The 23,253-nt window shown below is 40.8% G+C and carries 23 protein-coding genes; 6 read left to right on the top strand and 17 right to left on the bottom strand.

What is annotated here, in order from left to right:
* Nucleotides 1-216: 216 nt before the first annotated feature.
* Both ECA01S_RS01880 and ECA01S_RS01885 read right to left on the bottom strand, forming a co-directional pair.
* On the bottom strand, nt 217-600 hold the full coding sequence (locus ECA01S_RS01880; RefSeq protein ID WP_067391091.1) for a GNAT family N-acetyltransferase: 384 nt from the start codon (nt 598-600) through the stop codon (nt 217-219).
* Between the two features lie 18 nt (nt 601-618).
* Nucleotides 619-1,143: a nitroreductase family protein gene (locus ECA01S_RS01885; RefSeq protein WP_067390226.1), complete on the bottom strand. Its 525-nt coding sequence runs from the start codon at nt 1,141-1,143 to the stop codon at nt 619-621.
* 208 nt (nt 1,144-1,351) lie between these two features.
* On the opposite strand from ECA01S_RS01885, the gene ECA01S_RS01890 reads away from it, so the two are divergent.
* From ECA01S_RS01890 to ECA01S_RS01900, 3 genes are all read left to right on the top strand, one after another.
* Nucleotides 1,352-2,782, top strand: a complete 1,431-nt coding sequence (locus tag ECA01S_RS01890; protein WP_067390229.1) for a C69 family dipeptidase — start codon at nt 1,352-1,354, stop codon at nt 2,780-2,782.
* A gap of 29 nt (nt 2,783-2,811) precedes the next feature.
* Nucleotides 2,812-4,281: an amino acid permease gene (locus ECA01S_RS01895; protein WP_067390232.1), complete on the top strand. Its 1,470-nt coding sequence runs from the start codon at nt 2,812-2,814 to the stop codon at nt 4,279-4,281.
* 115 nt (nt 4,282-4,396) lie between these two features.
* Nucleotides 4,397-4,882 carry a GNAT family N-acetyltransferase gene (locus ECA01S_RS01900; protein WP_067390235.1) on the top strand — a complete coding sequence of 162 codons (486 nt, stop codon included), beginning with the start codon at nt 4,397-4,399 and terminating at the stop codon, nt 4,880-4,882.
* Nucleotides 4,883-5,015: 133 nt separating this feature from the next.
* Here ECA01S_RS01900 and ECA01S_RS01905 read toward each other — a convergent pair whose 3' ends face one another.
* Complete coding sequence (locus ECA01S_RS01905; RefSeq protein WP_067390238.1) at nt 5,016-5,711, bottom strand: hypothetical protein; 696 nt, start codon at nt 5,709-5,711, stop codon at nt 5,016-5,018.
* Between the two features lie 362 nt (nt 5,712-6,073).
* Between ECA01S_RS01905 and ECA01S_RS01910 the strand changes: the two genes are divergently transcribed.
* Nucleotides 6,074-7,582, top strand: coding sequence for a helix-turn-helix domain-containing protein (locus tag ECA01S_RS01910; RefSeq protein WP_067390241.1), 1,509 nt, complete (start codon nt 6,074-6,076; stop codon nt 7,580-7,582).
* A gap of 76 nt (nt 7,583-7,658) precedes the next feature.
* Here the strand turns inward: ECA01S_RS01910 and ECA01S_RS01915 are convergent, their stop codons facing one another.
* From ECA01S_RS01915 to ECA01S_RS14290, 5 genes are all read right to left on the bottom strand, one after another.
* Nucleotides 7,659-8,270, bottom strand: coding sequence for an AP2/ERF family transcription factor (locus ECA01S_RS01915; RefSeq protein ID WP_143139564.1), 612 nt, complete (start codon nt 8,268-8,270; stop codon nt 7,659-7,661).
* A 355-nt stretch (nt 8,271-8,625) separates the two neighbouring features.
* A complete protein-coding gene (locus ECA01S_RS01920; RefSeq protein ID WP_067390247.1) occupies nt 8,626-8,982 on the bottom strand; it encodes a DUF7006 family protein in 357 nt (118 codons plus the stop codon).
* Between the two features lie 162 nt (nt 8,983-9,144).
* On the bottom strand, nt 9,145-12,021 hold the full coding sequence (locus ECA01S_RS01925) for a sigma-70 family RNA polymerase sigma factor (protein ID WP_211271997.1): 2,877 nt from the start codon (nt 12,019-12,021) through the stop codon (nt 9,145-9,147).
* Between the two features lie 367 nt (nt 12,022-12,388).
* Nucleotides 12,389-12,868 carry a hypothetical protein gene (locus tag ECA01S_RS01935; RefSeq protein WP_067390250.1) on the bottom strand — a complete coding sequence of 160 codons (480 nt, stop codon included), beginning with the start codon at nt 12,866-12,868 and terminating at the stop codon, nt 12,389-12,391.
* Nucleotides 12,869-13,108: 240 nt separating this feature from the next.
* Nucleotides 13,109-13,285, bottom strand: a complete 177-nt coding sequence (locus ECA01S_RS14290; protein ID WP_169792743.1) for a hypothetical protein — start codon at nt 13,283-13,285, stop codon at nt 13,109-13,111.
* Nucleotides 13,286-13,475: 190 nt separating this feature from the next.
* On the opposite strand from ECA01S_RS14290, the gene ECA01S_RS01940 reads away from it, so the two are divergent.
* Together ECA01S_RS01940 and ECA01S_RS01945 are read left to right on the top strand one after the other, a co-directional pair.
* Nucleotides 13,476-13,898, top strand: a complete 423-nt coding sequence (locus ECA01S_RS01940) for a MarR family winged helix-turn-helix transcriptional regulator (protein ID WP_067390253.1) — start codon at nt 13,476-13,478, stop codon at nt 13,896-13,898.
* A gap of 26 nt (nt 13,899-13,924) precedes the next feature.
* Entirely contained in the window at nt 13,925-15,277 is a 1,353-nt protein-coding gene (locus ECA01S_RS01945; RefSeq protein ID WP_067390256.1) for an MFS transporter, read from the top strand.
* Nucleotides 15,278-15,617: 340 nt separating this feature from the next.
* On the opposite strand, the gene ECA01S_RS01950 is transcribed toward ECA01S_RS01945, so the two are convergent.
* The 9 genes from ECA01S_RS01950 to ECA01S_RS01990 all read right to left on the bottom strand — a co-directional run bounded on the left by ECA01S_RS01950 (nt 15,618) and on the right by ECA01S_RS01990 (nt 23,250).
* Nucleotides 15,618-16,655, bottom strand: a complete 1,038-nt coding sequence (locus tag ECA01S_RS01950; RefSeq protein WP_067390259.1) for a PTS sugar transporter subunit IIC — start codon at nt 16,653-16,655, stop codon at nt 15,618-15,620.
* A gap of 25 nt (nt 16,656-16,680) precedes the next feature.
* Nucleotides 16,681-17,619 (bottom strand): 2-dehydropantoate 2-reductase, encoded by a 939-nt coding sequence (locus ECA01S_RS01955; RefSeq protein WP_067390262.1) that lies wholly within the window; start codon nt 17,617-17,619, stop codon nt 16,681-16,683.
* A 326-nt stretch (nt 17,620-17,945) separates the two neighbouring features.
* Complete coding sequence (rplS, locus tag ECA01S_RS01960; protein WP_067390265.1) at nt 17,946-18,293, bottom strand: 50S ribosomal protein L19; 348 nt, start codon at nt 18,291-18,293, stop codon at nt 17,946-17,948.
* A 134-nt stretch (nt 18,294-18,427) separates the two neighbouring features.
* Nucleotides 18,428-19,360: a cation diffusion facilitator family transporter gene (locus ECA01S_RS01965; protein WP_067390268.1), complete on the bottom strand. Its 933-nt coding sequence runs from the start codon at nt 19,358-19,360 to the stop codon at nt 18,428-18,430.
* A 70-nt stretch (nt 19,361-19,430) separates the two neighbouring features.
* Nucleotides 19,431-20,165 (bottom strand): tRNA (guanosine(37)-N1)-methyltransferase TrmD, encoded by a 735-nt coding sequence (gene trmD, locus ECA01S_RS01970; RefSeq protein ID WP_067390270.1) that lies wholly within the window; start codon nt 20,163-20,165, stop codon nt 19,431-19,433.
* Nucleotides 20,155-20,676, bottom strand: a complete 522-nt coding sequence (gene rimM / locus ECA01S_RS01975) for a ribosome maturation factor RimM (RefSeq protein WP_067390273.1) — start codon at nt 20,674-20,676, stop codon at nt 20,155-20,157. Before rimM ends, trmD begins: the two co-directional genes overlap by 11 nt.
* A gap of 62 nt (nt 20,677-20,738) precedes the next feature.
* Nucleotides 20,739-21,203 (bottom strand): GNAT family N-acetyltransferase, encoded by a 465-nt coding sequence (locus ECA01S_RS01980; RefSeq protein WP_067390276.1) that lies wholly within the window; start codon nt 21,201-21,203, stop codon nt 20,739-20,741.
* Between the two features lie 10 nt (nt 21,204-21,213).
* Nucleotides 21,214-22,074, bottom strand: a complete 861-nt coding sequence (locus ECA01S_RS01985; RefSeq protein WP_067390278.1) for a hypothetical protein — start codon at nt 22,072-22,074, stop codon at nt 21,214-21,216.
* A gap of 168 nt (nt 22,075-22,242) precedes the next feature.
* Nucleotides 22,243-23,250: a sugar kinase gene (locus ECA01S_RS01990; protein WP_067390281.1), complete on the bottom strand. Its 1,008-nt coding sequence runs from the start codon at nt 23,248-23,250 to the stop codon at nt 22,243-22,245.
* Nucleotides 23,251-23,253: the final 3 nt, after the last annotated feature.

Raw genomic sequence — 23,253 nt, forward strand, 5'->3', positions numbered from 1 at the left:
AATTACGCTAGCACTTTGTCAATCACTCTTTGGATAGTCTTTGTAGACTCCCACTCACCGTTTTTTCCAGTAGAAGCCTACCTAGCACATGCAATCATAGTGGTGAAAACTAAGAATCCTGTACTTAAAAGTCGCCAGCGTTTCATAAGACGCCTCCTATCCGCACTACTTGATACCATCTCCCAAGTGTTCCAAGCTAGCCAATCAACTTCCAAATTACGCGCCTGTTACTTCAAAAACCGAACCAATTCGTGTATAGCCAATTTTTTCATAGTATGGATCTACATCGCTCATAACGTAGACGGCTACTTCGGGAAAATCTTGCTTGATTTGACTCATAAGTGCATGACCAGCCTGATTGCCTCGATAATTCTTCTCTACTAATAAATCATAGATATAGATACCAAATCCATCATCATCGCGACAGCGGCAATAGCCGCGTAACCCCTCATCAATTACCACATAAGTGATTGAATGACGTAATGCCTCCATATATTGGGGCTTTTTCAGCTGGGAGTATTCTGCCCAATCGGCGCCATCTCCTGCTAGTAATTGAAAGAGAGCAGGCTGATCCGCTTCAATATAACGTCTGATTTCCATCATACACCTCCCTCTTGTTTATCGTTCTCTTAAAAAATCTGTCAATGGCTTTCGTTCTCGCGTGCTTTCTGCAGGCGGCTCGGTTGATTCTGGATAGCCAAAGGGCAATAATGCCGTCACTACTAAATTATCAGGCAGTTTTAGGACAGCCTTCACTTGTTGTGGGTCGAACCAACCAATCCAAACGCCGCCAAGTCCTAAGTCTGTCAGCTTATAAAGCATACTGGTTGCAGCAATACTACTGTCAGTTGGGCCGAAAGTCTCACCATCATGTGGACGCCGCATTTCCCGTTCTTTATCGTAGCAAATTACAAAAGCTTGTTTTGCTTTAGCAAAAACAGGATGCACGCGAGCTGCGGCCGTGTCGGCAATTTGTTTGATTTTTGCTTCACTCAATAAGTAAACGAGGGTCGGTTGGTAATTGCCAGCTGACGGTGCTAAGCGACCCGCCTCGGCGATTTGTTGGATTTGTTCACGGCTAACAAGTTTATCTGAAAATGCTTTAACTGAAAAACGAGTTTCTAGTAGATCTTGGTATTCCATTCTTATCTTCCCCTCTGTCTATCGCGTTCTTTTCTCTTAATGCTAGAGAATGACGACTTGCTTGTCAACTTATGGCATAGCGGACTACTGACGTGACAGTTGCTTCCTTAGTAGAATTCGTCCTAGTGTGCATTTTACCCAGATGGTAGTAAACTTATTTTATACAACAACTGTTGCATCATTTTTTAGAATTATAGGAGGAAGAATAATGGAAAGCAAAACGATTGAACGTGCTTGTACCTCGATTTTAGTTGGAAAGAAGGCCAGTATTGACGGCTCCACGATGATTGCCCGCAATGACGATACGTTTCTAACCATCGCGCCTCATAATTTTCTTTACCATCCTGCTGCTGAACATGAAACTGAACATCGAGTGAAATCCTATCTTAATGGCTTTGAGGCGACGGTGCCAGCGAACAACTATTCATGGACCGCCGTACCGAATGTCGCTTACAAAACCGAAGGCTACTATGACGAAAGCGGTATTAACGGAAAAAATGTTGCCATGAGTGCAACAGAAAGTACCTATGGCAACGAGCGTGCTTTAGCTTATGATCCCTTAGTCACAGACGGGTTAGACGAGGACTGTATGTTACGCATGGTGCTTCCCTTTATTGATTCTGCTCGCGCCGGTGTGCAGCTACTAGGCGAAATCATCGCATTATATGGTTCTGTCGCTGGAAATTCAGTGCTATTTAGCGACAAAAACCATGTCTGGTATATGGAGCTAGTTACCGGACATCATTGGGTCGCACAACGAATTCCTGACGATGCCTATGCTATCTGCTCCAATCGGGTTTCCATCCAACAGGTTGATTTTACTGATACGGAGAATTTTATGTGGTCGGAAGGGATTCAAGAATTTGTGGAAATAAATCATCTTAATCCGGATAAAACCGGCTTCAATTTTCGCCATATTTTTGGAACGAGCAATCTTAAAGATCGTCATTACAATAATCCTCGTGTTTGGTACGGACAACGTTACTTTAATCCAGAAATCGTGCAAGACCCTGAGGACCATGAATTACCGTTCATTTGCCGAACTTCCCATAAAATCACCTTGGAAGATATTCAGTATTTGTTAGGTTCCCATTATAATGAAACAAATTTTGACCCTCTTGGCTCTGGGAGTCAGCAAGATAAGCTGCGTTATCGGCCAATTGGTTTAAATCGCACCCAAAATTCACACGTCTTACAACTGAGAAATGATGTACCTGAAGCTTATTCTGCCTTAATGTGGTTATGTATTGGTTTTCCAACATTCTCACCATATCTACCCTTCTATACCAATATGACGGAAACGCCTGCCAGCTATCGCGATGTGCCGGAAACCTTGGATTTAAACTATTCTTATTGGTTTTATCGGACGATGTCTATGTTGGTAGAAGCGCATTATTCTGATTTTTTACAAGAAAATATTGACTATCTTACGAGCTGTCGCCAATATACCCACGGGATGATTGCCCAAACTGATAAATTAGCACAGGATCATTCAGAAGATCTCGCGGCATTCTTGACGAGTCGCAATGCGTTGCTCTCAAAGGATATTACTGAAAAAACAACAGCTTTGATGCAAGAATTAATTCTTAAGGGTATCAATTTATCTAAGCTGACCTTTGACATGGATAAGAACCTATAAGCTGACTAGATGAATAAGGAGGGAAAATCATGGCGACTTCTAACACACCCCCTGCATTAACGCAGCCTGATACAGCGCGAAAACTACGTTGGTATAACATTGCGCTACTAGCCTTCACCACCGTTTGGAGCTTGAATAATGTCTTCAATAATTACGCAACGGAAGGCATCACAGTCATTTTCTCGTGGATTTTAATCATGGTGCTGTATTTTGTCCCCTACTCACTTATTGTCGGTCAGCTTGGTGCTACCTTTAAAGATTCAGATGGTGGTGTCTCCTCCTGGGTCAAGGCACTCTCCACCAATAAACTAGCTTACTTTGCAGCTTGGACCTATTGGATCGTTCATATTCCCTACCTTTCGCAAAAGCCGCAAATCATTATGATTGGATTTGGTTGGCTGTTTAATGGCAATGGGGACTTTGTTACAGACACTTCTTCGACTGTCGTTCAAATCATTACGTTAGTGATTTTCCTAGCTTTTCTATTTCTCGCAATGCGCGGGACCAATATTATCAGTTCGCTGGGAAGTATCGCTGGTATTTGTATGTTTATCATGTCACTGTTGTTTATTATTCTAGGTGTCTCGGCACCCTTTATGCGCGGAATCGAAGTGGCTACTCAAGGAATGGATCAGCTTAGTACTTATGTGCCTAAGTTTGGTTTCAGCTACTTAACGACTCTTTCAATGTTGATCTTTGCTGTGGGCGGCGCTGAGAAAATTTCACCTTATATCAATAAGACTAAGAATCCCACCAAAGAATTTCCTTTAGGAATGATCGTACTTGCTATTATGGTTGCCATTTCTGCTGTGCTTGGCTCTTTTGCCATGGGCATCTTATTTGATTCAAATCATATCCCTGCTGACTTGATGTCTAATGGTGCTTATTCCGCTTTCTTATCGCTTGGCGAATACTATGGCTTAGGGAAAGCTTTGATGTTCGTTTATGCGGCGGTCAATATTATCACAAATGCGGCTGCTTTAACAATTTCGATTGATGCTCCCTTGCGAGTGTTGCTGGACGATGCTGACCCAACCTATGTACCAAAGAAATTGATGAAAAAGAACAAACGAGATATTCCAGTCAATGGCTACAAATTAACGGCGCTGTTGGTCTCTATTCTGATTATTATCCCTGGACTAGGCATCAAGGGTCTGAATAATATGTATGTTTGGCTCATCAATCTCAATTCTATCGTCATGCCTATGCGCTATATCTGGGTCTTTGTTGCCTACATTTTATTGATTCGACAAGCGACAAAATTCCATTCAGATTATGTATTTATCAAAAACGATAAGTTAGCGTTAGTAGTCGGCACCTGGTGTCTGTTATTTACGGCCTTTGCCTGTCTTCTGGGAGTGGTTCCTAAGTCCGCCATTAGTTCCAGCGATTGGTGGTTCCAGTTGATTTTGAATATCGCTACTCCGATTATTTTCATACTACTGGGTCTAATTTTACCAAGATTTGCTAAGAAGGATTTGGCGTTAGAAAAGCACTGAGAAATGACTCTATCACTTAGAAGTAATCGATTTTTTGAACAGATAGCCGACCGATGCTGATTCACATTTTATTTGCCTACTATTCTGCCAAAATAACAACTTATAAAGGAGAACCATGATAATTACTACTGCCCGTTGTCGGATACGCGACTTTACTTTGGCTGACATAGAGCCATTTATGGCCTACCGTAACAATCTAGACTGGATGAAATACCAAGGTTATAAAGGAAAAGAGCGTCAAACTTATGAAAGTGATTTACTAAAAACCGGCTCTATTTATGAAGGAAAACAGTTTGCTATCGCTCTTTTGACAAACGATCAACTGATTGGCGATATATTCCTTCAGCAAGAAGCGCGTACTTTTTGGCTAGGCTACAGCATTGCTCCTGCTTATGCCCGTAAAGGTTATACCCATGAAGTCCTGTCAGCGCTGCTTGAATGGCTTAACCACCAAGGGGTACAACAAGTAAAAGCAGGCGTATTGCCCGAAAATACGGCGTCAATTCGACTTTTAGAGAAGTTAGGTTTTGTCTTTGATTACAAAGAAGATAATGAACTGATTTACACATACTCGCCAACTTGCACACCACAGTCAACCTAAACATCTTATAAAGAAATATTTATTTGTTATTCGAAAAATCCTCAAGACTTCCCCACTGCGGGCATTTCCTTGAGGATTTTTTGGTAAATGGCTTGGGGCTTCCATTACTTAAAAACTCTTAGTCCGATTCTGCCTATTCGAGGGCTAGGCAGAGAATAGAGTGATTATCAACGTTCCGTAAACAATTTTGATAATACCGACCATACTGCGTTAAGATCTCTTGGAGCAACACAGTTTCTGAGAAATAAACGGAGCTATTCAGCTTCATCCCGTATAGCATCCGAAACTGACTATCTAACTTCAAAACGGCGGTAAATGTTTCTGTTATATCTTGCAGTCTTTTATTCTTTTCCGCCTGATTAAGCAATAAGCGATAGGTCTCTTGCCAATCTTTGGAAACTTCCATATTTTGTGGCCAAAAATTGGGTGGTAATTTATCGGTTTCCCATAGCAAAGGAAAGGAATCATCATCATCCGTTTGCATGATAGAATAAGGTTTCACACGTTGATCTATAACGAGTTTTTCTTCAAAATAAGGGATTCTTTCTTCTCGCGCTATGTCGATTATTTGTTCCGCACTCCAATGGTATAGTTCTTCCACCAAGCCCTCAATAATACTCAGTTCTGAATCAAGTAAGAATGTTTCTCTCATCACTTTTCGAATAGGTAATCCGGACGCATTTCCTACTAAATCTGTCAGCTTCAACAAAAGGATATTCAAATAGGCAAAAAGTAACTGTTTATTCCGAGAAGACCACGCTTCAATGGCTAATTGACTTTGCAGCCTTTGAATTCTTTGGCTAAACAATTCTTGGATTCCTCCTTGCATTCCGTTTCCTCCTTTCTGATTGACGTCTAAAATAACGCTTGATTCATTTTATATAAACCTACTTTTTGTTTTTCAACACGCTCGGCAGTGGTTTGTTATGCACACTAATACGCGTAGCTTTTAACTAAGCAAACATTGACAAAATCAGATTATCATGGTAAAAAAAACTATTGGCTATTTATCCTTTTTCCATTCAAGAATCGTTATCGTTCATTTCAAACCTAGACTTCTTTTTATATTTTTAATAACGTTTTCTAGGTTCAAATTTATGGTAGCATTTTTTCTCATCAAACTACAATAAATATCAAATTCGACTTTTCGTATATGGTTGTACACATATTCGAAAAAAGTCAGGAGATCGTATGTTATCCAAAGCAAAATCGAAAGAACTCGCTATATTTATTTATATCGTTAACGAAAAATCTACTTCAATAGAAAAAATAGCAGCTAGTTTACAGCTGCCTAAACGTGCTATTAAAGACGCAATTATAAAAACAAATACCTCATTGAATTCTCTTTTTTCGATAGAAGGGTTAATTATTTCTAATTACAAGGGTGAGATCTCTATTGCTGAAGACTACAGAGGTGAGGCTCTTTCTTTATTTTATCAGCTTAAACTGCACTATTTAAAGCAATCAATCAAATTTAACTATGTGTTATTGCTCATCAAACAGTTTAAAGTCTCCAAGGAAACACTACTTCGGGAGCTTTATATCAGCGAATCTTATCTCTCCAGAATCACAAAGGAGCTTAATGAATATCTATTAGATAAAGGAATCCTGATAACTTGCGACGAGGATGGCTTTTTCTTCTCTGGAAGGGAATTTTTGATTCGCCTGTTCATGTTTACAACCTTAATGGATGCCTATCAAACGATTGAATGGCCATTTGAAGAATATTCCATGGAACATTTTGTTGAGAGTATTCCTAAGCGTTTACTACAAAATCCACAGCAACATACGCTGCATATCAAACATTCCTTTGCGATTTTATTGATGATTATTCAAATTAGGTCGCAAAACCATGCTCACTTCATCACAAAATTTGATCCACAGGTCATGGAGCTATTTAAACTTGTCAATGATACTTTGGATCTTGGCTCTTTTGATGAGTATAACTATCTTGAAACCGCAGATGTCGAGATAATTGAGAGTGAGAAACAAGCCCTGAGTTTCTTTACCGTCCTATACTTTTCAGATTTTATTGATCGCCAGAAAAAAGTTGATTTAGGTTGGACGTTTTTTCACACGGACAATCGCATGTCCACCATATCACGTCAGCTAACTCAGCGTTTTGATCAGATATTGTCACTTGCTCTTTATGCCGATGAGATTGCTATCTACAACTATTATCTGACTCTCTTTCAAATACTCTACTTCTTTTTGGGGAATAACTATGAAAAATATTTAGAGCTATTCTTCCCTGTTCCTCAATTTCATTTACAGATTCATAAGGAGAAAAATCAGTCATTAATCAAAAAAATCGAAGGATTGGTAGATGAAGTTGTTACTGATACTTGGATTAAGCAGACCCCCAGTCTAGAGAAACTATTGGTAAACTTTCTTTTGGGACTTTCAAAGGCGACCATCAAGCCTAAGGTCTACGTCTATACGCAAATGAACAAAGATTTTACGGCGATCTATTTCATTCGCAGAAGATTGCTAAATATATTCAATAACAACAATATTATCTTTACCTATAATTACCAAGAAGCCGACATTATTATTACAGATACGATGCAAGAAAATGTCATGGAAAAAGCCATTTTTTATGTCGGATCGGTCTTTGACGCAGAGGAGTGGCAAAAGCTGTTAATGATTATTCAGCGTATCTACTTTGATAAAATCGTTCTCCTTGAAGATACGATGTAAATCTTTTTCAACTAATCAGCCAAAAGTAGCCACTAACAAAAAGCATCCCTCAAAAAAGCTGATGAGTGCCACCTTATCAGCTTTTTGAGGGATGTGCTTTTTCTAAAATGGGTTTGAAGTAATGCTCTTCCGCATTCTTTCTTGCGCGTACAGCTTCTTCAAGCTGGTCAAACACACCTAATGTATGCCGCTTGTATTTCAAAGTAATGTAGGCGGTCCATTTGCCATTCGCGGTTTTACTGACACCAGTGTAACCACTAGTATTTCTTGAAGAAATTTTTCGCGCAAGGGCTGAGACGACCACCCCATCTATCCGCTGAAAGTGATCAGCTTTTAATAAATGACCACAGCTCTTGGTATGGCCGCTTAGAACATTGTACTTATACGTCCAAAGCGTTGCGCCACAGCTGCATTGACAGTAGACATGCCGATTATCTTCACTGATACGGATGATTTGTAACTGATTGAAGTGTTTACCAATTAGCTGATCATTTTGATGAAAGCCGCATGATTTTGCATATTCTCTAACTAACTGAGTTCTCGTGACCTCCAACATTCTGCCACAAGTACAACGGCATCTCCAAAGAATCTCTCCCTTCAACCGCTGGGGAGCCTTCACCATCACAGTCAAATCGCCAAATGTTTTTCCTGTAAGATCCTTAAACTTTTCACGATTGGCTTTTTCCAAATGCCCGCAGCTTCTTGTTCTGCCGGACTTCAAGTTGGGGTAACTGATATCTTTGATTACACCACATGTGCATTGGCACGTACATTTCCAATAGCCTTTTTCGGTCTTATACTCATCTATTACCGTTAGTTCACCATAAACGGACCCAATTCTTCCGCTACTCATTCGAATCTCTCCATAAACATTTTTTATCTTTTAAATCTCTTCATAGGCTGTTTTGCTTGCACGAAACTGCCAAATCATTATGATTAAAAAAGGCAGCCGTCATTGGACAGCTGCCAAATTATTTCTAGCTCAGCAATCATAGTTCATGGCCGATGCCTCACTAAATTTTTTTGAGCGGCGTTTTTGTTCATCATAGAATAGAAAAGTGTAACGACAAGGGAACTTCATCCTTGAGCGTACAGCCACAAATTTCTTTAAAGTATCCTCTATAATCTTGCTCCAACTCTAAAATTTCTGTTTCGTGTAAATCCATGCTGTTGTTGGAACGAAGCATAAAATACGATAAAATTTGCAACTTAGCATCTAGTCCCATAATCATTGCATGTATTTCAAAAAAATTATGCGGGTTTACTATATGAACCAGGCTTTCTAATTCAGCGCATAATGCCATAATGCGTTCTTTTACTAATGGAAATTTGTCATTAGATAACCCTCGGTAATATCCCAGATAATCTTCCTTACTAATAAAACTATTCTTTTGAATCATGCAATTTTTCACTTCCTATCTATCAACTTGCTAGCTGTCACAAGACCCTCCAACGGTCTTTGTAACAGCTAGCCTTTATTACGAACTTTATTTTCCAACGAAACCAATTAATATCAAGCGCTGAAAAACTTAGTAAATTCAGCCTTCCAACTTTCTGCAACCCTATTGAACTGGTTCAGTGGTTAACGTCCAATTAAGCTCTGTCTCATAGGCAGAGTTCGTTTTCGCTTTCCCACCTGGCACTGTCAAAGTAACATTTGTCGGATCCCATTGGTAGGTACTAATTTTCTTTCCACTACTATCCTCACCCACATCTTTGGCGCCAAACATCGTTGCCGTACCACCTACGCCTAATTGCACTTCTTGAGCGGTCATTTTGGCGTCGGTAGCCTCGGTATCTATGGTTCCCGCCAGTGAGTTGTTGATGATGCCTTTAGGGATTTTCAGCGTTGTCCCTAGGATTTTGTCTCCTTCTGAATCGGTAAATGCCTCAGTTTGACTGACCTTGACAGTCCAACCATTGAGGGCAGTGCGATCATCTGAAATTTGGATCCATTGTTTGGACATGGCCGTCCCATTCGTATTTAAGGGCTTCGTGGCTGCGTACGTAGTATCTGTATAAGAAAAAGGCACGATTCCAAAAGTGATACCAGAAGGCGCATAATCCATACGCAAATCGCCAATAGCGTTAGTACCTTCGTTTTCAGTTCCTTCTGGTGATGATGTTCCCTCTTGAGGATTATCCGGATCTACTGGCGCAGTTGGACCATTGGCTTTGATTGTTAACGTCACAACTTTTGTTGGCAGTTCCGTGCCCCCTGATTCCGCCTTAGGAACAGTCAGATCCACCGTATAGACACCAGCTGCTTGATTTACTTTTGAAAAATCATAGGAAATTTTGTCATCCAAGTTTTTGTACTGATTATCAATGAGGATATAAGCTGTAGCTTTTATATCAGCCTTCATTTGATTCTCAAATTCTTCACGACTCATTGAATCAATCTCAGAAGTTTTTAGTTCAATGTCTTCCCCTTCAATTTTGCCGCTTGAATCGAAAACATGTAATTTGGTTTTGATTTCTGCAGTATTACCGGCCTCATCTGCTAGTAAGATTGTAATATCATAATCTCCCGCTGTACTGAGATAGCCATTTAGCGTTTCTTCAGAATCTTTATATGATGCCGTAATAGTCGTATTCGGGTTCGTGTCCGTAATATCTTTTAAGAAGGTTTTCGCCTCTGGCAAAGGTGTATTGACCACGAAAGAGCCTTCAACCCCTGTTGCAGAGGGAGCCGTTGTATCGCTGACGATTTTGTCCCATTCCTCCTCAGGTACATCCGCTGAACCAATGGGATCCGTGTCGTCAGACTTCCCATTTAAAAAGGCATACGCATGAATCGTTGTACCTGCGACAAAAGGAATATTTTCATTCGTCGGTACTTCAAATTCAAAGTGTCCGGTGCTGTCTGCCTTAACAGTGTAGTTTGGTTGAGTACCACCAACTGTAGGGTCAGCTATTGTATTATTCGAAGTGGGAAATGAACTATACCCTCCCGAAACTGGCGTATCAGATAGCCGGACGAAGGCTCCCGCGTTTGTCTGCCCACTAATGATTTTAGAATTAGCATTGTTGGGATTATCCACTGGTTGATTATCAATTTTCACCTTCACATCTGGAATAAACTCGAATAGTAACCGTTGAAAGCCCGTTGTCGGTCCCGTATTAAAATTTTGCTTGAAGCTTTCAGAGACTCCCGCGGTAGTGGAGCTACCCAAAATTGTTGCATTATTGACGGTCGTTCCAGAATATGGAATTTCCATCCCAAACATCGGGTTCCAGTCGTAAGTCGGTGCATCATCGTCCAATACCGCCCCCGAACGATTCCAAGCCTTTACACGCTGAATATCTACTAAAAACTTACCGGCACTGCCTGACATATTTATCAGTGCACTGCTTGCCGCAGGCTGTTCTGTATAACCAAAGTCCACTAAAAGTGCATCGGAAAACTGGAACGTGGAATTTGATCCGACATTGAACAAATACCTTGCCGTATTGGCGGAAAGCTTAAAGGTTCCCAAACGCTTAATTTGAAATGCCGCATAATTTCCGACATTTACTACGTCCGTGGTTGTGCCGGTTCTGCCTTGTGCATTAACGTTCAGCTTGGCATCTTCCCCTACGGTAAACGAAGTCTTGGTAGTCGCATTCCCTGTGCCTAAATTGATAATATTTCCCTTATATCCTGTTGTCTGAATGTCCAAAATTGAACCACTATCAATATTAAACGCTGCATAAGAACCAGCATTAATGACTGGATTAGTACCGGTACCCGTTGACGTAAAATTAACACTCATATGACTTTTTCCCGACATATTGAAAACAGGATAGTTTGTCCCGATACTTCCAAGATAAACCGCTACCGCACCAGCAGAGGCATCCTTAACATTCATTTCAATGCTACTGCCATCTTCCAGGTTAAACGTGCCCCCATAGTTGAAGTTGATGAGACCATCATTGCCGGAATGGCTATCTTTATCAACAATCATCTTAGCGCCATCTTCACTCATCCTCTCAATGATTTTTTGTTTGACACGATAAAAGGTGACTCGTGCCCAGTTTTCAGACTTTCCAAAAATAGCGCCGATTTCTTTGAAAGAGAAATCACCATTAATTCGCAGCAGAACAAGCTCTTTTTCAACTTCTTTCAGCTGATGAATCAAACGATACAACCAAATTTTATTTTCAGCTTGTAAAATCTGCTGATCAGGAGTGGGCTTGGTATCAGGCTCGTTCAGATCCATTTCAAGAAAGGTGCCGTGCTTCTTTTCTTTTTCCAGATATTGCAGCCAAAGGTTTTTAGCGATTTGGCAGAGCCAGGTAGATACATTGGAATCACCTTTAAAGCGGGAAATAGAACGAATGGCCTGATAAAAGGTTTCCTGGGTAAGCTCTTCTGCAAGCTGTGGGTTTCCGGTTAGGCTTAGAAGAAAGCGGAATACGGTTTTTTCGTAAGTCAGATAAAGCTGATCTATCTCCAAGTGGTCACCGCCTTTCATTTATTAGTCCGATTTTTCAGGTATTCGTTACAATTTTTTGTAAATTTATGTAGGAAATAAGTGTGTTTGAAAGCATCGGGAAAATCCGGATTTTGTGGACTTGCTGGAATCAAGAATTATAGCGCAGCTTACGTAACTAAAGCTGCGCAATTAGGGTATGTATTGCGGTGAAAAAAATCTGCCAATGGAATCTTCCCATATGATTAAACTCCCGCACGTCCATAGAACATGCGGGAGTTTGGTTATGTCGAGAAAACGATGCACTGTATCTGTGAGCTCCGCTGATTTCATTTTTCAGTCACAGCAACCTTTGCGTTCCCTAAATAGTTTTAAGACAGGCCTTAGTTTCTTACTCATTGTTAAGACTATATTCCACACCGAAGTGGTCTTTTAAACGATTCTCATTATCTGGCAATCTTTCGAACTCTGTTTTAAAGTTATCCCCTACTAGCTCGACTTTCTCCTTAGTCATCACTGCCTTAGCATTTTTGACTGTTCGCTTGTACTGAGCAAATAGATTATCTGTATCAATTTTTTCATCCGGAAAATCACTCTTGATTATTTCTTCTGCTTGTTTCTGATACTCTTCGTCGTTTACTTCGCTAGGATCCGTGTTAGGATTTGCCAAATTCATCAAGCTTTTATCGATTTCCAAGGTTCCATCCACCAGAACGTAGCTGCCTTGATTTTGAACGGTACCGCCATCGTATACTTGTACAATACTGACGTTTTTACTCTCATTCTCTCCCGCTGTTTGTTCATTATTTGACTGACATCCTACTAGAAGCACAAGCAACCCTAGACTTAAAACCTGACACAGCTTTTTCATTCCGTTACCTTCTTTCTGCATTTTCTCACTTTCATATGCTGTCAAAAAAATTGTTATCTTTAATATCATATTAACATATCTATTGTGAGTTAAGCGTCCAGTTAGCTGTTATATATCGTTATTCATAATCAATAGGAAATTCGTGATAATTTCAATTTTCACTCTTACTCTATAAAAAAATGCATAACTTCGTGATGTTGGCACAAATCGATAATTCTCTTTGCTATACAAATCTCCTCATTATTCCTTTTTACGAAACCCTTGAATCAGAAAAATAAATATGAAGAAAAATAGAGCTTCCCATAGTGTTGTCGTCCAACTAAAATTCCGACTAATACCAAAAATCCAGTTTCCCATATTCGAAACTAACAGATAAATCAATGTCCCTATTAGCGAGTTCACCAGTCTTTTCATCATCATTATCGCCTCCAAAGCTCATTATAAAGAAAAAATTACCATAATGAAATTATTTACAAATAAAAGGAACATCACTTTGTTTCTTCCGTTTCTAAAATCAAAAAAATTGACAAATGCTGTGCATCGCCCTTTAATAGACTTATCCACAAATGGACTTGTCCATCGTAAAAAAAGAAATGGAGTGTATCTTATGAACGAAATACATTTAAATAAATATTTAGCAGCTATCTATCGTCAAACAAAGAAAGCTTGGAATCACCAAAACAGTGTGGGCTCATTAAAAGCTACCCAGACCGATATTATGATGTTTGCCTTAAAGAATCCTCACCAAATCCAAAAAGATATCGCGCGTCGTATGGCCATCGATCCAAGTTTACTTACCAGAGACTTGAAGTTTTTAGAAAAAGAAGGCTTGATTACCCGCTCCTTCCTTAGTGAATCACGGGCGTATTCGATTGATTTAACTGAAAAAGGGAAAAAAATCGCCGAACAAATTGGCCAAGAAATGGAAGTCTGGTGGTCCGCCTTTTTCCATGATCACCCTGAAATTAATCAAGAACAATTCACTGAACAATTAAAGCTAGTTTATGAAGCATTTAACGCTGACAAATAGCTGAAACTAAGGAGATTTGAACGAAAATGTACGCACCAAAAATCGTTAAAAATAGAGGATTGATCACTGTTATCATCTTGTTGGCAACCTTTATCAGCATGATGAGTCAAACTATGATGGTTACTGCCTTACCTTTAATCAAAGAGATGATGCAGGTGCCATTAACCACCGCTCAATGGTTAACAACTGGTTACACCTTAATTGTTGGCGTCGTTACGCCCATCACCTCCAACGTATATGAAAAATACTCAAGTCGCACTATTTTTTTAAGTTTATTACTACTATTTTCAGTCGGAACGCTGACTGGAGCTCTCGCGCCTAATTTCTGGATTTTACTATTAGGGCGACTATTGCAAGCTGCCGCCGGTGGTTTTTTGATGGCTTTCCAAATGACCACTATGATGTCCATTTATCCGCCCTCTCAACGTGGCATGATCATGGGCTTATCAACCTTTGTCATTGCCTTCGGTCCAGCAGTCGGTCCAACCGTTGCAGGCACTATCTTAAATTATTTAAATTGGCGCTACTTATTTATTAGCGTTTTGCCGATTATGATCCTCATCCTTATCATAAGTATTGTCTGGTTCCCTAATTTCTCTGAACCTAAAGCCGTAAAAATAGATTTTATCTCCGTACTAGAGTCCTTTTTATCAATCACGGCTATCATGTTGAGTATCACAATCATGAGACACCAAATTGTATTAGGTGTGGGACTTTTGTGTCTCGGCATACTAATAGGCTGGCTCCTGTTACGACGTCAGTTGCGCATGGAGAAACCATTGATAAATGTTCACCTTTTTAAGAATACGACCTTTGTTAAAATGACAATGATTAGTACATTGGTTTACATCATTCTGGTTGGGCTAGGGCAACTTGTCTCCATCTACGCACAGGTGCAGTTAGCTATCGACAGTTTAACGACCGGTCTTATTTTATTACCTGGAGCCATCCTAAATGCCTTTTCTTCTATTATTGTCGGACGCATTTACGATAAACGCGGACCCTCAGCTTTAATTATCACTGGTTGTCTCTTAATGGTTGCTTCTTTCATACCGTTTCTTGTTCCGGGGATGCAAATAACTCCTTTACTCCTAGCAGTTACCTATGCCGTCTGCCTCTTAGGTATTGGACTGGTATTTTCACCATCCTTAACAGAATCCTTTAAGGAGGTTGAACCCACTCAAATCAGTCAAGCAACTGCATTAAATAATACTCTTCGCCAACTATTTGCCTCCGTTGGCATTACGATTATGATTAGCGTCCTTACCATATCTCCTTCGATGAATACAGGCATTGTTTGGGTTATGGCAATCTGTTTAGTACTCACCCTGACCATTTTGATTATGATAAGCCGTTTTAAAAAGGGAAATCTGCAGTAGGTTAAATAGAAAAACCAGCCTTTGAATGGATGAGTAGTTTCATTCAAAGACTGGTTTTTAATGTCTATCTAAACCTCTTGCTACAAGTAAGCTGAAGTTTTACTAATAGAATCTGGCTACTTAAACGTTTATTTCGTAAAAGTTCTAATTAAAAAAGCCGATTGGACGTTGCTTCTGAATTGGCAAGCTTTCCCCTAGACCACTAAAGTCTTCCAGCAACAGCAATTGAATTTCTTCATCAGTCATCACATTAACATCAAAAGTATCGAACCTTTAAAGATGTTTACTTGAATTGCACGAAAAAAAGCGTGAGCACGAGGCTCACGCTTTTACTAATTGTTTATCCTAAAAATTCGAAAACGTCTTTACGGTCGTACAACTTCAAGATTTTTTCAAACAAGATTTGGCCTACTAAAGCAGCTGCGATTGGCACAACGAACCAGCTAATCAATAGCAAAACAATACTCAACCCGGCGTCCAATGAAGCTAACGGCCCCACCAAACCTACCAAACCGAAGCCGGCGGAAGCAGGAGTTCCTGAGATTGAGAATAAAGCTACTGGAATTGCTGAGATGATAGCGGTGAACAGACATGGTACCAAGATAATTGGCTTTCTGAACAAGTTGGGCATCATCATTTTCATAGCACCCAATGCGATGGCCAACGTAACCCCTGGTTTGTTAATTTTCCAAGAGTTAACCACCAAGACAACAGTTGTTGCGGCGACACCCATCGCGGCTGCACCAGCAGAGACGCCGTTCAATTGAATCGCCATACCGATGGCAACGGTAGAAATTGGCGAGATAATCAAGAAGGCAAAGGAACATGCGATTAAGATTGACATCAAGATTGGTTGCAAAGTAGTAAAGGTATTGATCAAGTCACCGATAGCGGCAGTGATCATGGTTACATAAGGATATAAATAATAGCCAATCAAACCAGCGCCGATCCCGACAACGATTGGTGTTGCAACGATTGCCACAGAACCAAATTTTTCACCGATTAATAGAATCATGCCAACAGCGATTGAAGCAGTAATCATAGTATTGATGATGTCCCCTGTACCAGCACCAATATAAGCTGCTGTATCAGGATTGAATTTCACAACACCGGAACCAACAAATGCTGCACCGGCAACCACCAGCATTTGCATGGGTTTGAACCCGAATTGAACTGCAATCAAAGCACCAATCAATAGTGGTGTAGCCAATTGGAAAATGACTGCCATTTGCGTGATAGTCACTGCTAAGGTATTTTCACCAAATAATTTCAAAATTGCTGCTAATACCGCATTTGGAATCAAACCCACGATGATTCCGGTTGCTGTACCGGCTAAGACTTTATTTAAAAATATTTTTGGAGTCAACTTTTCTGCCATTTTTCTGTCCTCTTTCTGCTAATAATTATTTAGCTCCCAAAATTTCTTCTTTACTGTGAACTAATTGAGTTAAGAAATCACAATAAGGAGTTGCTACGCCGTATTTTTTACCTTTACGGGAAATAGCACCGTTGATGTAGTCGATCTCGGTCAAACGGTTGTTTTTAATTAAGTCTTGGTGCATCGATGGGAAATGCATGCCGATCGTAGTTGGGTCAAAACAAGTTTCCACGTGTTCAATCACTTCGGGAATGTCCAAGTTGACGTTTTCTTTAGCAGCAACAGCTGCAAATTCGTTAACAATTGTAGCTACCATGTCATGGGCAGGTTTAGTTGCCCCAAGCCCCGCCATATTGACGTCTAAAATCGTACATAAACCATTCATCGTGCCGTTAACACAAGCTTTACGATAAATCGAATAGTGAATATTGTCGGAATACTTAGCATTCAAGCCAGAAGCTGATAAAGTTTCCGCTAATTTTTTAGCCGCTTCTTCTTGACCAGCACCCAAGTTTTGCAATTCAACGGACCCGCTGCCAAATAATTTGGCTTTGCCGGGACCTTCTAAGCCTGCAGTCCACATGGTATTGCCGATAAAGATTTTTTCCATCGGTACGAATTTTTCGATTACGTCTTCATGACCGATACCATTTAAAAGACACAAAACTTCTGTGTGATCCGCGATTAATGGTTTGACATCCTGCAGCATTTTTTCCAACTGCATTGCTTTAGTAAATAAGATGATCAAATCGAATTGTTCACCAGTAGGTACGTTATTTTGATTGACAATCGGGATTTCAACGGTGATCTCTTTACCATTATAATTAGCCTTCAAGCCATTTTCTTTGATGGCGTTGATGTGATCCTGCCAGCCATCAATCAGCAAAACATCGTTACCACCTTGTTTCAACATCAGTCCGAATCGGGAACCCATAGCACCGGCCCCTGCAATTGCAATTTTCATAAATAAAAACCTCCAAACTAAAATTTTCAATAAGCGAACAATTTCACAACTTTTATTATAAAGTTTTCATTAGCAAACTTCAAGTGGATCTTAGCTACCTAGTGAAATTCACTAGCTATTCTATTTAAGCACTCACGAGGATTGCATATCTTACTGCAGTTTCATGTTCTCGTTTAAATTCCTATGCACGACAACAATAATCCAAATCGGACAATTTAAATGGATTTAGGTAAATTGGATTCAAAAGAGCTAGCCTGCACTTAAAATTATTTACAAAAAAGAACCCTTGAAACTCAAGGGTTCTAGTACCATTCGATAATGATTGATTAACGACGGATTTCTTTGATACGAGCTGCTTTTCCGTGAAGAGCACGTAAGTAATAAAGTTTCGCACGACGAACTTTACCATAACGAACAACTTCGATTTGTGCAACACGTGGTGTGTGCAATGGGAATGTACGTTCCACACCGACACCGTTTGAAATCTTACGTACTGTGTAAGTTTCGCTGATTCCAGCACCGCGACGTTTGATAACAACGCCTTCGAATAACTGGATACGTTCACGCGTACCTTCGACAACTTTAGCGTGTACACGCACAGTGTCACCAGGGCGGAAAGCAGGGATGTCGCTACGTAATTGTTCTTGTGTTAACTCTTGAATTAATGGATTCATTTTATCCTTCTCCTTATTCCCAACATTCATATGGCAATACCACAGCGGAACATCGTAATAGTTGAGTGTTTTCACTCACCAAAATAGTCTATCATAGGAAAATTGCTCTGTAAAGGGAAAATTCTTGATATCTACTATTTTCGGACATAATTTGGATCATAGCGGTCTGTTTCGATATAGATGTAGATTTTTTTATCTGGCAAACTACCGCGAATGGTGCGTTCAATGCTATTTACAATATCAAAGGCCTCATCTTCTTTGGCATCTAATACGTCGATTTTAGCGGCAATCAAGATTTCTGCTGGACCTAAATGAACGGTTTTTACATCGATCAAACGGTCAACATCAGGACGTGCAAAGGCAGCTTTGATAGTCGTCAAGTCCCCGGCAGTCACACTTTCACCAATCATTAAACTGTAAAACTCCTTGGCTAAAAAGATGGCTGCTCCCATCAGTAAGAAGCCAATCAACAAGCCGCTGATAGCGTCAAAGGCAGCAATTCCGGTAACTTTGGTTAAAACTGTTCCTAATAATGCAATGAATAACCCAATAACAGCACAAAAGTCTTCTGTAAAGATGATCAAAATCTCACTGTGACGGCTTTCTCTTAAAAAGCGCCATAATGATAGTTTTTCGGTGTTTAATTCTTTGATTTCTTTAAAGGCAATTCGCAAAGAAGAGCCTTCTACAACGATCCCAAAGAGCAAAATCCCGATGACTAGCCAGATATTTTCAACTTCGTGAGCGGGATGAGTCAGCTTTTCAAAAGCCTCCATAACCCCCAAAGCGCCCCCACCAAAGAACAGCATCATCGCCACAATCGTACTAAAGAAGTATTTGGCCCGGCCTTCTCCGAATTGATGGAGCTCGCTTTGGCCCCGACTCGCACGTTTGTCACCTACAATCAGCAGGATTTGATTGCTACAATCCACGATACTATGGATACTTTCATTCAGCATGGCGGCACTGCCACTAAAGGCGTAACCGATAAATTTACTGATGGCAACCAAAACATTCGCACCTAGCGCAGCTAAGACTGCCAGCATGCCATTATTCGCCTTCTCCATTTTCTTCACACTCCTTTTTTTCTTTTCCTCTTCATTATACTCCTTCGTTTCGCCACAAGAAAAAGGAAAGCTATTCGCTTTCCTTGATTTCTCGCAGCATTTTTTCCATTTCAGGTGTCAATGTTAGTTTTTCAAGCATGTCTGGACGACGTTCATAAGTCCGGCGTAGTGATTCCTTTAAACGCCATTCTTCAATCAGCTTATGATTGCCATTCATTAAGACTTCAGGGACAGCCATTCCTTCAAATTCCGCTGGGCGGGTATATTGTGGATGCTCTAAAAGTCCAGTTGAATGGGAATCGGTAGCAGCCGAAGTCGCGTTGCCCAAAACGTCCGGCAATAATCGCACTGTCGCATCGATCATAACCATTGCACCAAGCTCACCACCGGTCAAGACGTAATCGCCTAAAGAAACTTCATCTGTTACCAGTGAACGAATGCGTTCGTCATAACCTTCGTAATGGCCACAGATAAAGATCAAATGTTCTTCCTCTGCAAATTCTTCTGCCATATGTTGATCGAAACGTTTTCCCGCTGGATCTAGTAAGATGACACGCTTTTTCTCAGCTGGACTTTCGGCTTCAATCGCTTTTAGGTTGTCGGAAATGGGTTGGACCTTCAGCAACATGCCCGCCCCGCCTCCATAAGGGTAATCGTCAACAGTTTGATGCTTATTATCTGAGTACTCACGGAAGTTAGAGACATTGATTTCCAAAAGCCCTTTATCCACTGCCTTTCCAATGATAGATTCACCGAGAGGGCCTTCAAACATCCGGGGAAACAGCGTCAAGACATCAATTCTCATCGTCAATCAGCCCTTCAGGAATCTCAACCGCCACTGTTCCGTTTGCCAAATCAATCTCTGTTATAACCGATTCAATATAAGGTAGCAACAAGTCTTTTTGATTTGGACGTTGTACTACCCAAACATCATTAGCGCCTGGTGAAAGAATCTCCTTCACTTTACCAATTTCTTGGCCATTTTCGGTAACTTTTAAGCCAATAATTTCATGGTAATAGTATTCATCCTCTGCCAAATCTTGCAGCTCATCTTTAGCCACTTTCAAAATGCCATCGCGATATTTTTCAACATCATTAATGTTTGGGTGGCCCTCAAAGCTGACGATATCAAAATTTTTATGCTTGCGATGACTTTTTATAACCAACTTGATTGCCGGTTTCTTTTCTTGGAAGAGCCAAAGTTCAGCACCTTTTTTATAACGTTCCTCTGGAAAGTCAGTCGTAGAGATCACACGGACCTCACCTTTGATTCCTTGGGTATTGACGATTTTTCCAACGTTTAAATAATCCGTCACTATTATTTCCTCATTTCTTTCTTCATGATCCCATCCATTTTAGCATGCACCCTTAGTGAAAGCTAGCGCTCTGGCGAAATTATGAGGATCATTTGTAGACAAGGGTTAGCGGGTCCCCACAAGTCTTTAAAAACTTCTACTGGGATAAAACCCACTGCTTGATAAAACTGACGCGTCTTGCGGTAATAAGGATCAGGGTGTTCAGCAGCGAGGGTTTTCACTTGCAGCAAGTCAGCGCCTTTCTCTTGGCAATAGCGAATCGCCATCTGCACAAGCTTTCTGCCAATACCTTGATGATGAGCTAGTTTTTCAACACCCATCACATCAATCTCCCAAACCGTTGGCGCAGTTCGCCGTAAACTAACAAATCCCTTACCTTGCTCCGTCTCCTCTATGAAAAAAACGGCATTAGCAGCTTTCTCAATATACTCTTCTGTTGACGCTGGAATTCCGAACCATTCTGGTAAATCTCCCAATATTTGGCGCGTAAGCCGCTGTTTCTCTTTGGAATTCGTTATTTCTCTCATTCATACTCCTCTATTGCACAGAGACAGCCATTTTCAAAGCGGCCATTGCCTCTTGGTGTTGAATCGTGTAGACGACTCTCCCTTCTTGCCAAGTGACCCGATTACTTTCATAGTCACTTCCCGTTACAACTAGATTGATTTGTCCGTCTTGATCTGGCGCAGGTAAGCTTGCTTCTTCTAAGTAGGCCACTACATCCTTAGCTAGTGGTAACGGCTTTTCTCCTTCTACATTGGAGGCTTGTACTGCCAGCATCCAATTTCCTTCTCGCCAGCTGATGTAAGAAGAGCCGGCAGCACCTTGTTGGTGTCCGGTGATCTGATGACCTAGATCTACTTCCTTACCACCATCATCAACGATTTGATTGACTGCTAACGCTGCTTCACCATGGGTGGCATATGTTTTCTTTTCGAAGGCGGCTATTGGTTTTTTCTCGTCCAGCTGTGGATCATTCACGCCGATTGCTTCCTTTTCAGCGTAATAAAGAATCCGATAGTTAGCCATATCCTTCGTACCAGTCGTGGCAGCTGACACATATTCAGGTGAATCAGCCGTCAAAATACGAGTTGGTAATGAATCTGGATACGCTGACTTTAATGCATCCAGCATTGTATCTGCTTGTTGCTGGGGTGTCGTGGCGGCTGTTGCTGACGATTGTTCGGTCTGTGTCTGTTGGGTTTGCTGGGTAACCGACGAAGTTTCAGTCGTAGTCTCACTAGACGGACGACTAGATTCTGAAGTACTGGAATTGCTGCTTTCACTCTGAGAAACCGCTGTTGTCGAGGTTGCACTAGACTCACTGCTCTCGGTTCCTCCGCCACACCCTGCCAATAAAACAAGTGGGATAGCGGCACTTAATAGGATTTTTTTCATGATAATCCCCTCCTATTGATAGTGTACCATTATCAGTAAAAAAAGACCTTTCCCATAACTGTGTTAGCGATTTCTTAAACAAGACGCAAACTTCAACAGAGATTGCCTGAAAAGCTCATTTTGACAAAAGAACCGTCTGATTCGATTATCAGACGGTTCTATTTACACTTAACGTAAGAGATCAACATGTGGTGCGGTTAAGAAATGTTCGACTGTTTTTTTCGTAGTAAGCGGGACATCACCTGCAATAGTATGCGCCAATACTGCATTCGCCGTTGCAAATTTGACAGTGTATTCAAGCGACCAGTCTTCGGCAAAGCCTAGTAAAATACCCGCCGCATAGGCATCCCCCGCCCCAATGCGATCCAAAATCTGTAATGGGTAGCTTTCAGAAGTGATAAATACCTCTGCTGTATATAGTTTTCCCCGTAAATGGTGTTGCTGTCCGTCATACTGACGTTCCGTTCCGACAAACCAAGTGAGTTGATATTCCTTAATAAAGCGTTGAATCAGCAATGTTTCACTTGTCTTATCTGTAGGCTTTGTATCATAGTCTAGGAGTTCTACCAAATCACGAACAGTCCCAAAGACGATATCTGCATAGGGCAGAATCGCCAAATAACGCTCTTTCATTATTTCTCGTTGACCAGGTGCGTCATTCAAGCTAGGGCGAAAATTAAAATCGAAGCAAACTGCTTTCCCCGCAGTATGGGCAATTTCTGCTAATTTTTGGGCTGTTTCAGCCGTCGTTTCCGTCAGACTCAAGGAAATACCACAGATATGAATCAAATCCATCTCCGTAACAAACTCCTCCAATGAATAGTCAGCTGCTTGGCTCAAGCTAAAAGCACTGTTGCGTCGATTCTGGTACGTAACCTGTGTTGGTCTGGCCCCATAGCCTAGCTCAGCAAAATAGCTGCCTAAGTGGTCGCCAGAAAAGCCTGTATAGTTCAGGGCGATTCCTAATTTTCGCAAGTTGGCGGCAGCAGCCTCTCCCAGTCGATTGTCAGGAAGCTTCGTCATCAACTGGGTTGTTTGGCCAAAGCGGTCAAGGTTACTTAGTAAGTTGACTCCGGTTCCGGTAAAGGCCATGCGCAGCTGATCTGTTTGTTCTAATAAAAAATATTCTGGTGGTGTTAGTCTTAACATGACTTCACCAAATGCACCAATTTTCATGTT

The sequence above is a fragment of the Enterococcus canis NBRC 100695 genome, from assembly GCF_001544375.1.
Taxonomy (GTDB): Bacteria; Bacillota; Bacilli; order Lactobacillales; family Enterococcaceae; genus Enterococcus_H; species Enterococcus_H canis.

Excerpts from the sequence above, each read along its gene's own strand:
- ECA01S_RS01990 (WP_067390281.1), bottom strand. The coding sequence starts at position 23,250 with ATGAAAATTGGTGCATTTGGTGAAGTCATGTTAAGACTAACACCACCA.
- ECA01S_RS01980 (WP_067390276.1), bottom strand. The coding sequence starts at position 21,203 with ATGAGAGAAATAACGAATTCCAAAGAGAAACAGCGGCTTACGCGCCAA.
- ECA01S_RS01935 (WP_067390250.1), bottom strand. The coding sequence starts at position 12,868 with ATGAAAAAGCTGTGTCAGGTTTTAAGTCTAGGGTTGCTTGTGCTTCTA.
- ECA01S_RS01945 (WP_067390256.1), top strand. The coding sequence starts at position 13,925 with ATGTACGCACCAAAAATCGTTAAAAATAGAGGATTGATCACTGTTATC.
- ECA01S_RS01920 (WP_067390247.1), bottom strand. The coding sequence starts at position 8,982 with ATGATTCAAAAGAATAGTTTTATTAGTAAGGAAGATTATCTGGGATAT.
- ECA01S_RS01910 (WP_067390241.1), top strand. The coding sequence starts at position 6,074 with ATGTTATCCAAAGCAAAATCGAAAGAACTCGCTATATTTATTTATATC.
- ECA01S_RS01890 (WP_067390229.1), top strand. The coding sequence starts at position 1,352 with ATGGAAAGCAAAACGATTGAACGTGCTTGTACCTCGATTTTAGTTGGA.
- ECA01S_RS01985 (WP_067390278.1), bottom strand. The coding sequence starts at position 22,074 with ATGAAAAAAATCCTATTAAGTGCCGCTATCCCACTTGTTTTATTGGCA.
- ECA01S_RS01965 (WP_067390268.1), bottom strand. The coding sequence starts at position 19,360 with ATGGAGAAGGCGAATAATGGCATGCTGGCAGTCTTAGCTGCGCTAGGT.
- ECA01S_RS01885 (WP_067390226.1), bottom strand. The coding sequence starts at position 1,143 with ATGGAATACCAAGATCTACTAGAAACTCGTTTTTCAGTTAAAGCATTT.
- trmD (WP_067390270.1), bottom strand. The coding sequence starts at position 20,165 with ATGAGAATTGATGTCTTGACGCTGTTTCCCCGGATGTTTGAAGGCCCT.
- ECA01S_RS01940 (WP_067390253.1), top strand. The coding sequence starts at position 13,476 with ATGAACGAAATACATTTAAATAAATATTTAGCAGCTATCTATCGTCAA.
- ECA01S_RS14290 (WP_169792743.1), bottom strand. The coding sequence starts at position 13,285 with ATGATGAAAAGACTGGTGAACTCGCTAATAGGGACATTGATTTATCTG.
- ECA01S_RS01950 (WP_067390259.1), bottom strand. The coding sequence starts at position 16,655 with ATGGCAGAAAAGTTGACTCCAAAAATATTTTTAAATAAAGTCTTAGCC.
- ECA01S_RS01955 (WP_067390262.1), bottom strand. The coding sequence starts at position 17,619 with ATGAAAATTGCAATTGCAGGGGCCGGTGCTATGGGTTCCCGATTCGGA.
- ECA01S_RS01905 (WP_067390238.1), bottom strand. The coding sequence starts at position 5,711 with ATGCAAGGAGGAATCCAAGAATTGTTTAGCCAAAGAATTCAAAGGCTG.
- rplS (WP_067390265.1), bottom strand. The coding sequence starts at position 18,293 with ATGAATCCATTAATTCAAGAGTTAACACAAGAACAATTACGTAGCGAC.
- ECA01S_RS01900 (WP_067390235.1), top strand. The coding sequence starts at position 4,397 with ATGATAATTACTACTGCCCGTTGTCGGATACGCGACTTTACTTTGGCT.
- ECA01S_RS01880 (WP_067391091.1), bottom strand. The coding sequence starts at position 600 with ATGGAAATCAGACGTTATATTGAAGCGGATCAGCCTGCTCTCTTTCAA.
- ECA01S_RS01895 (WP_067390232.1), top strand. The coding sequence starts at position 2,812 with ATGGCGACTTCTAACACACCCCCTGCATTAACGCAGCCTGATACAGCG.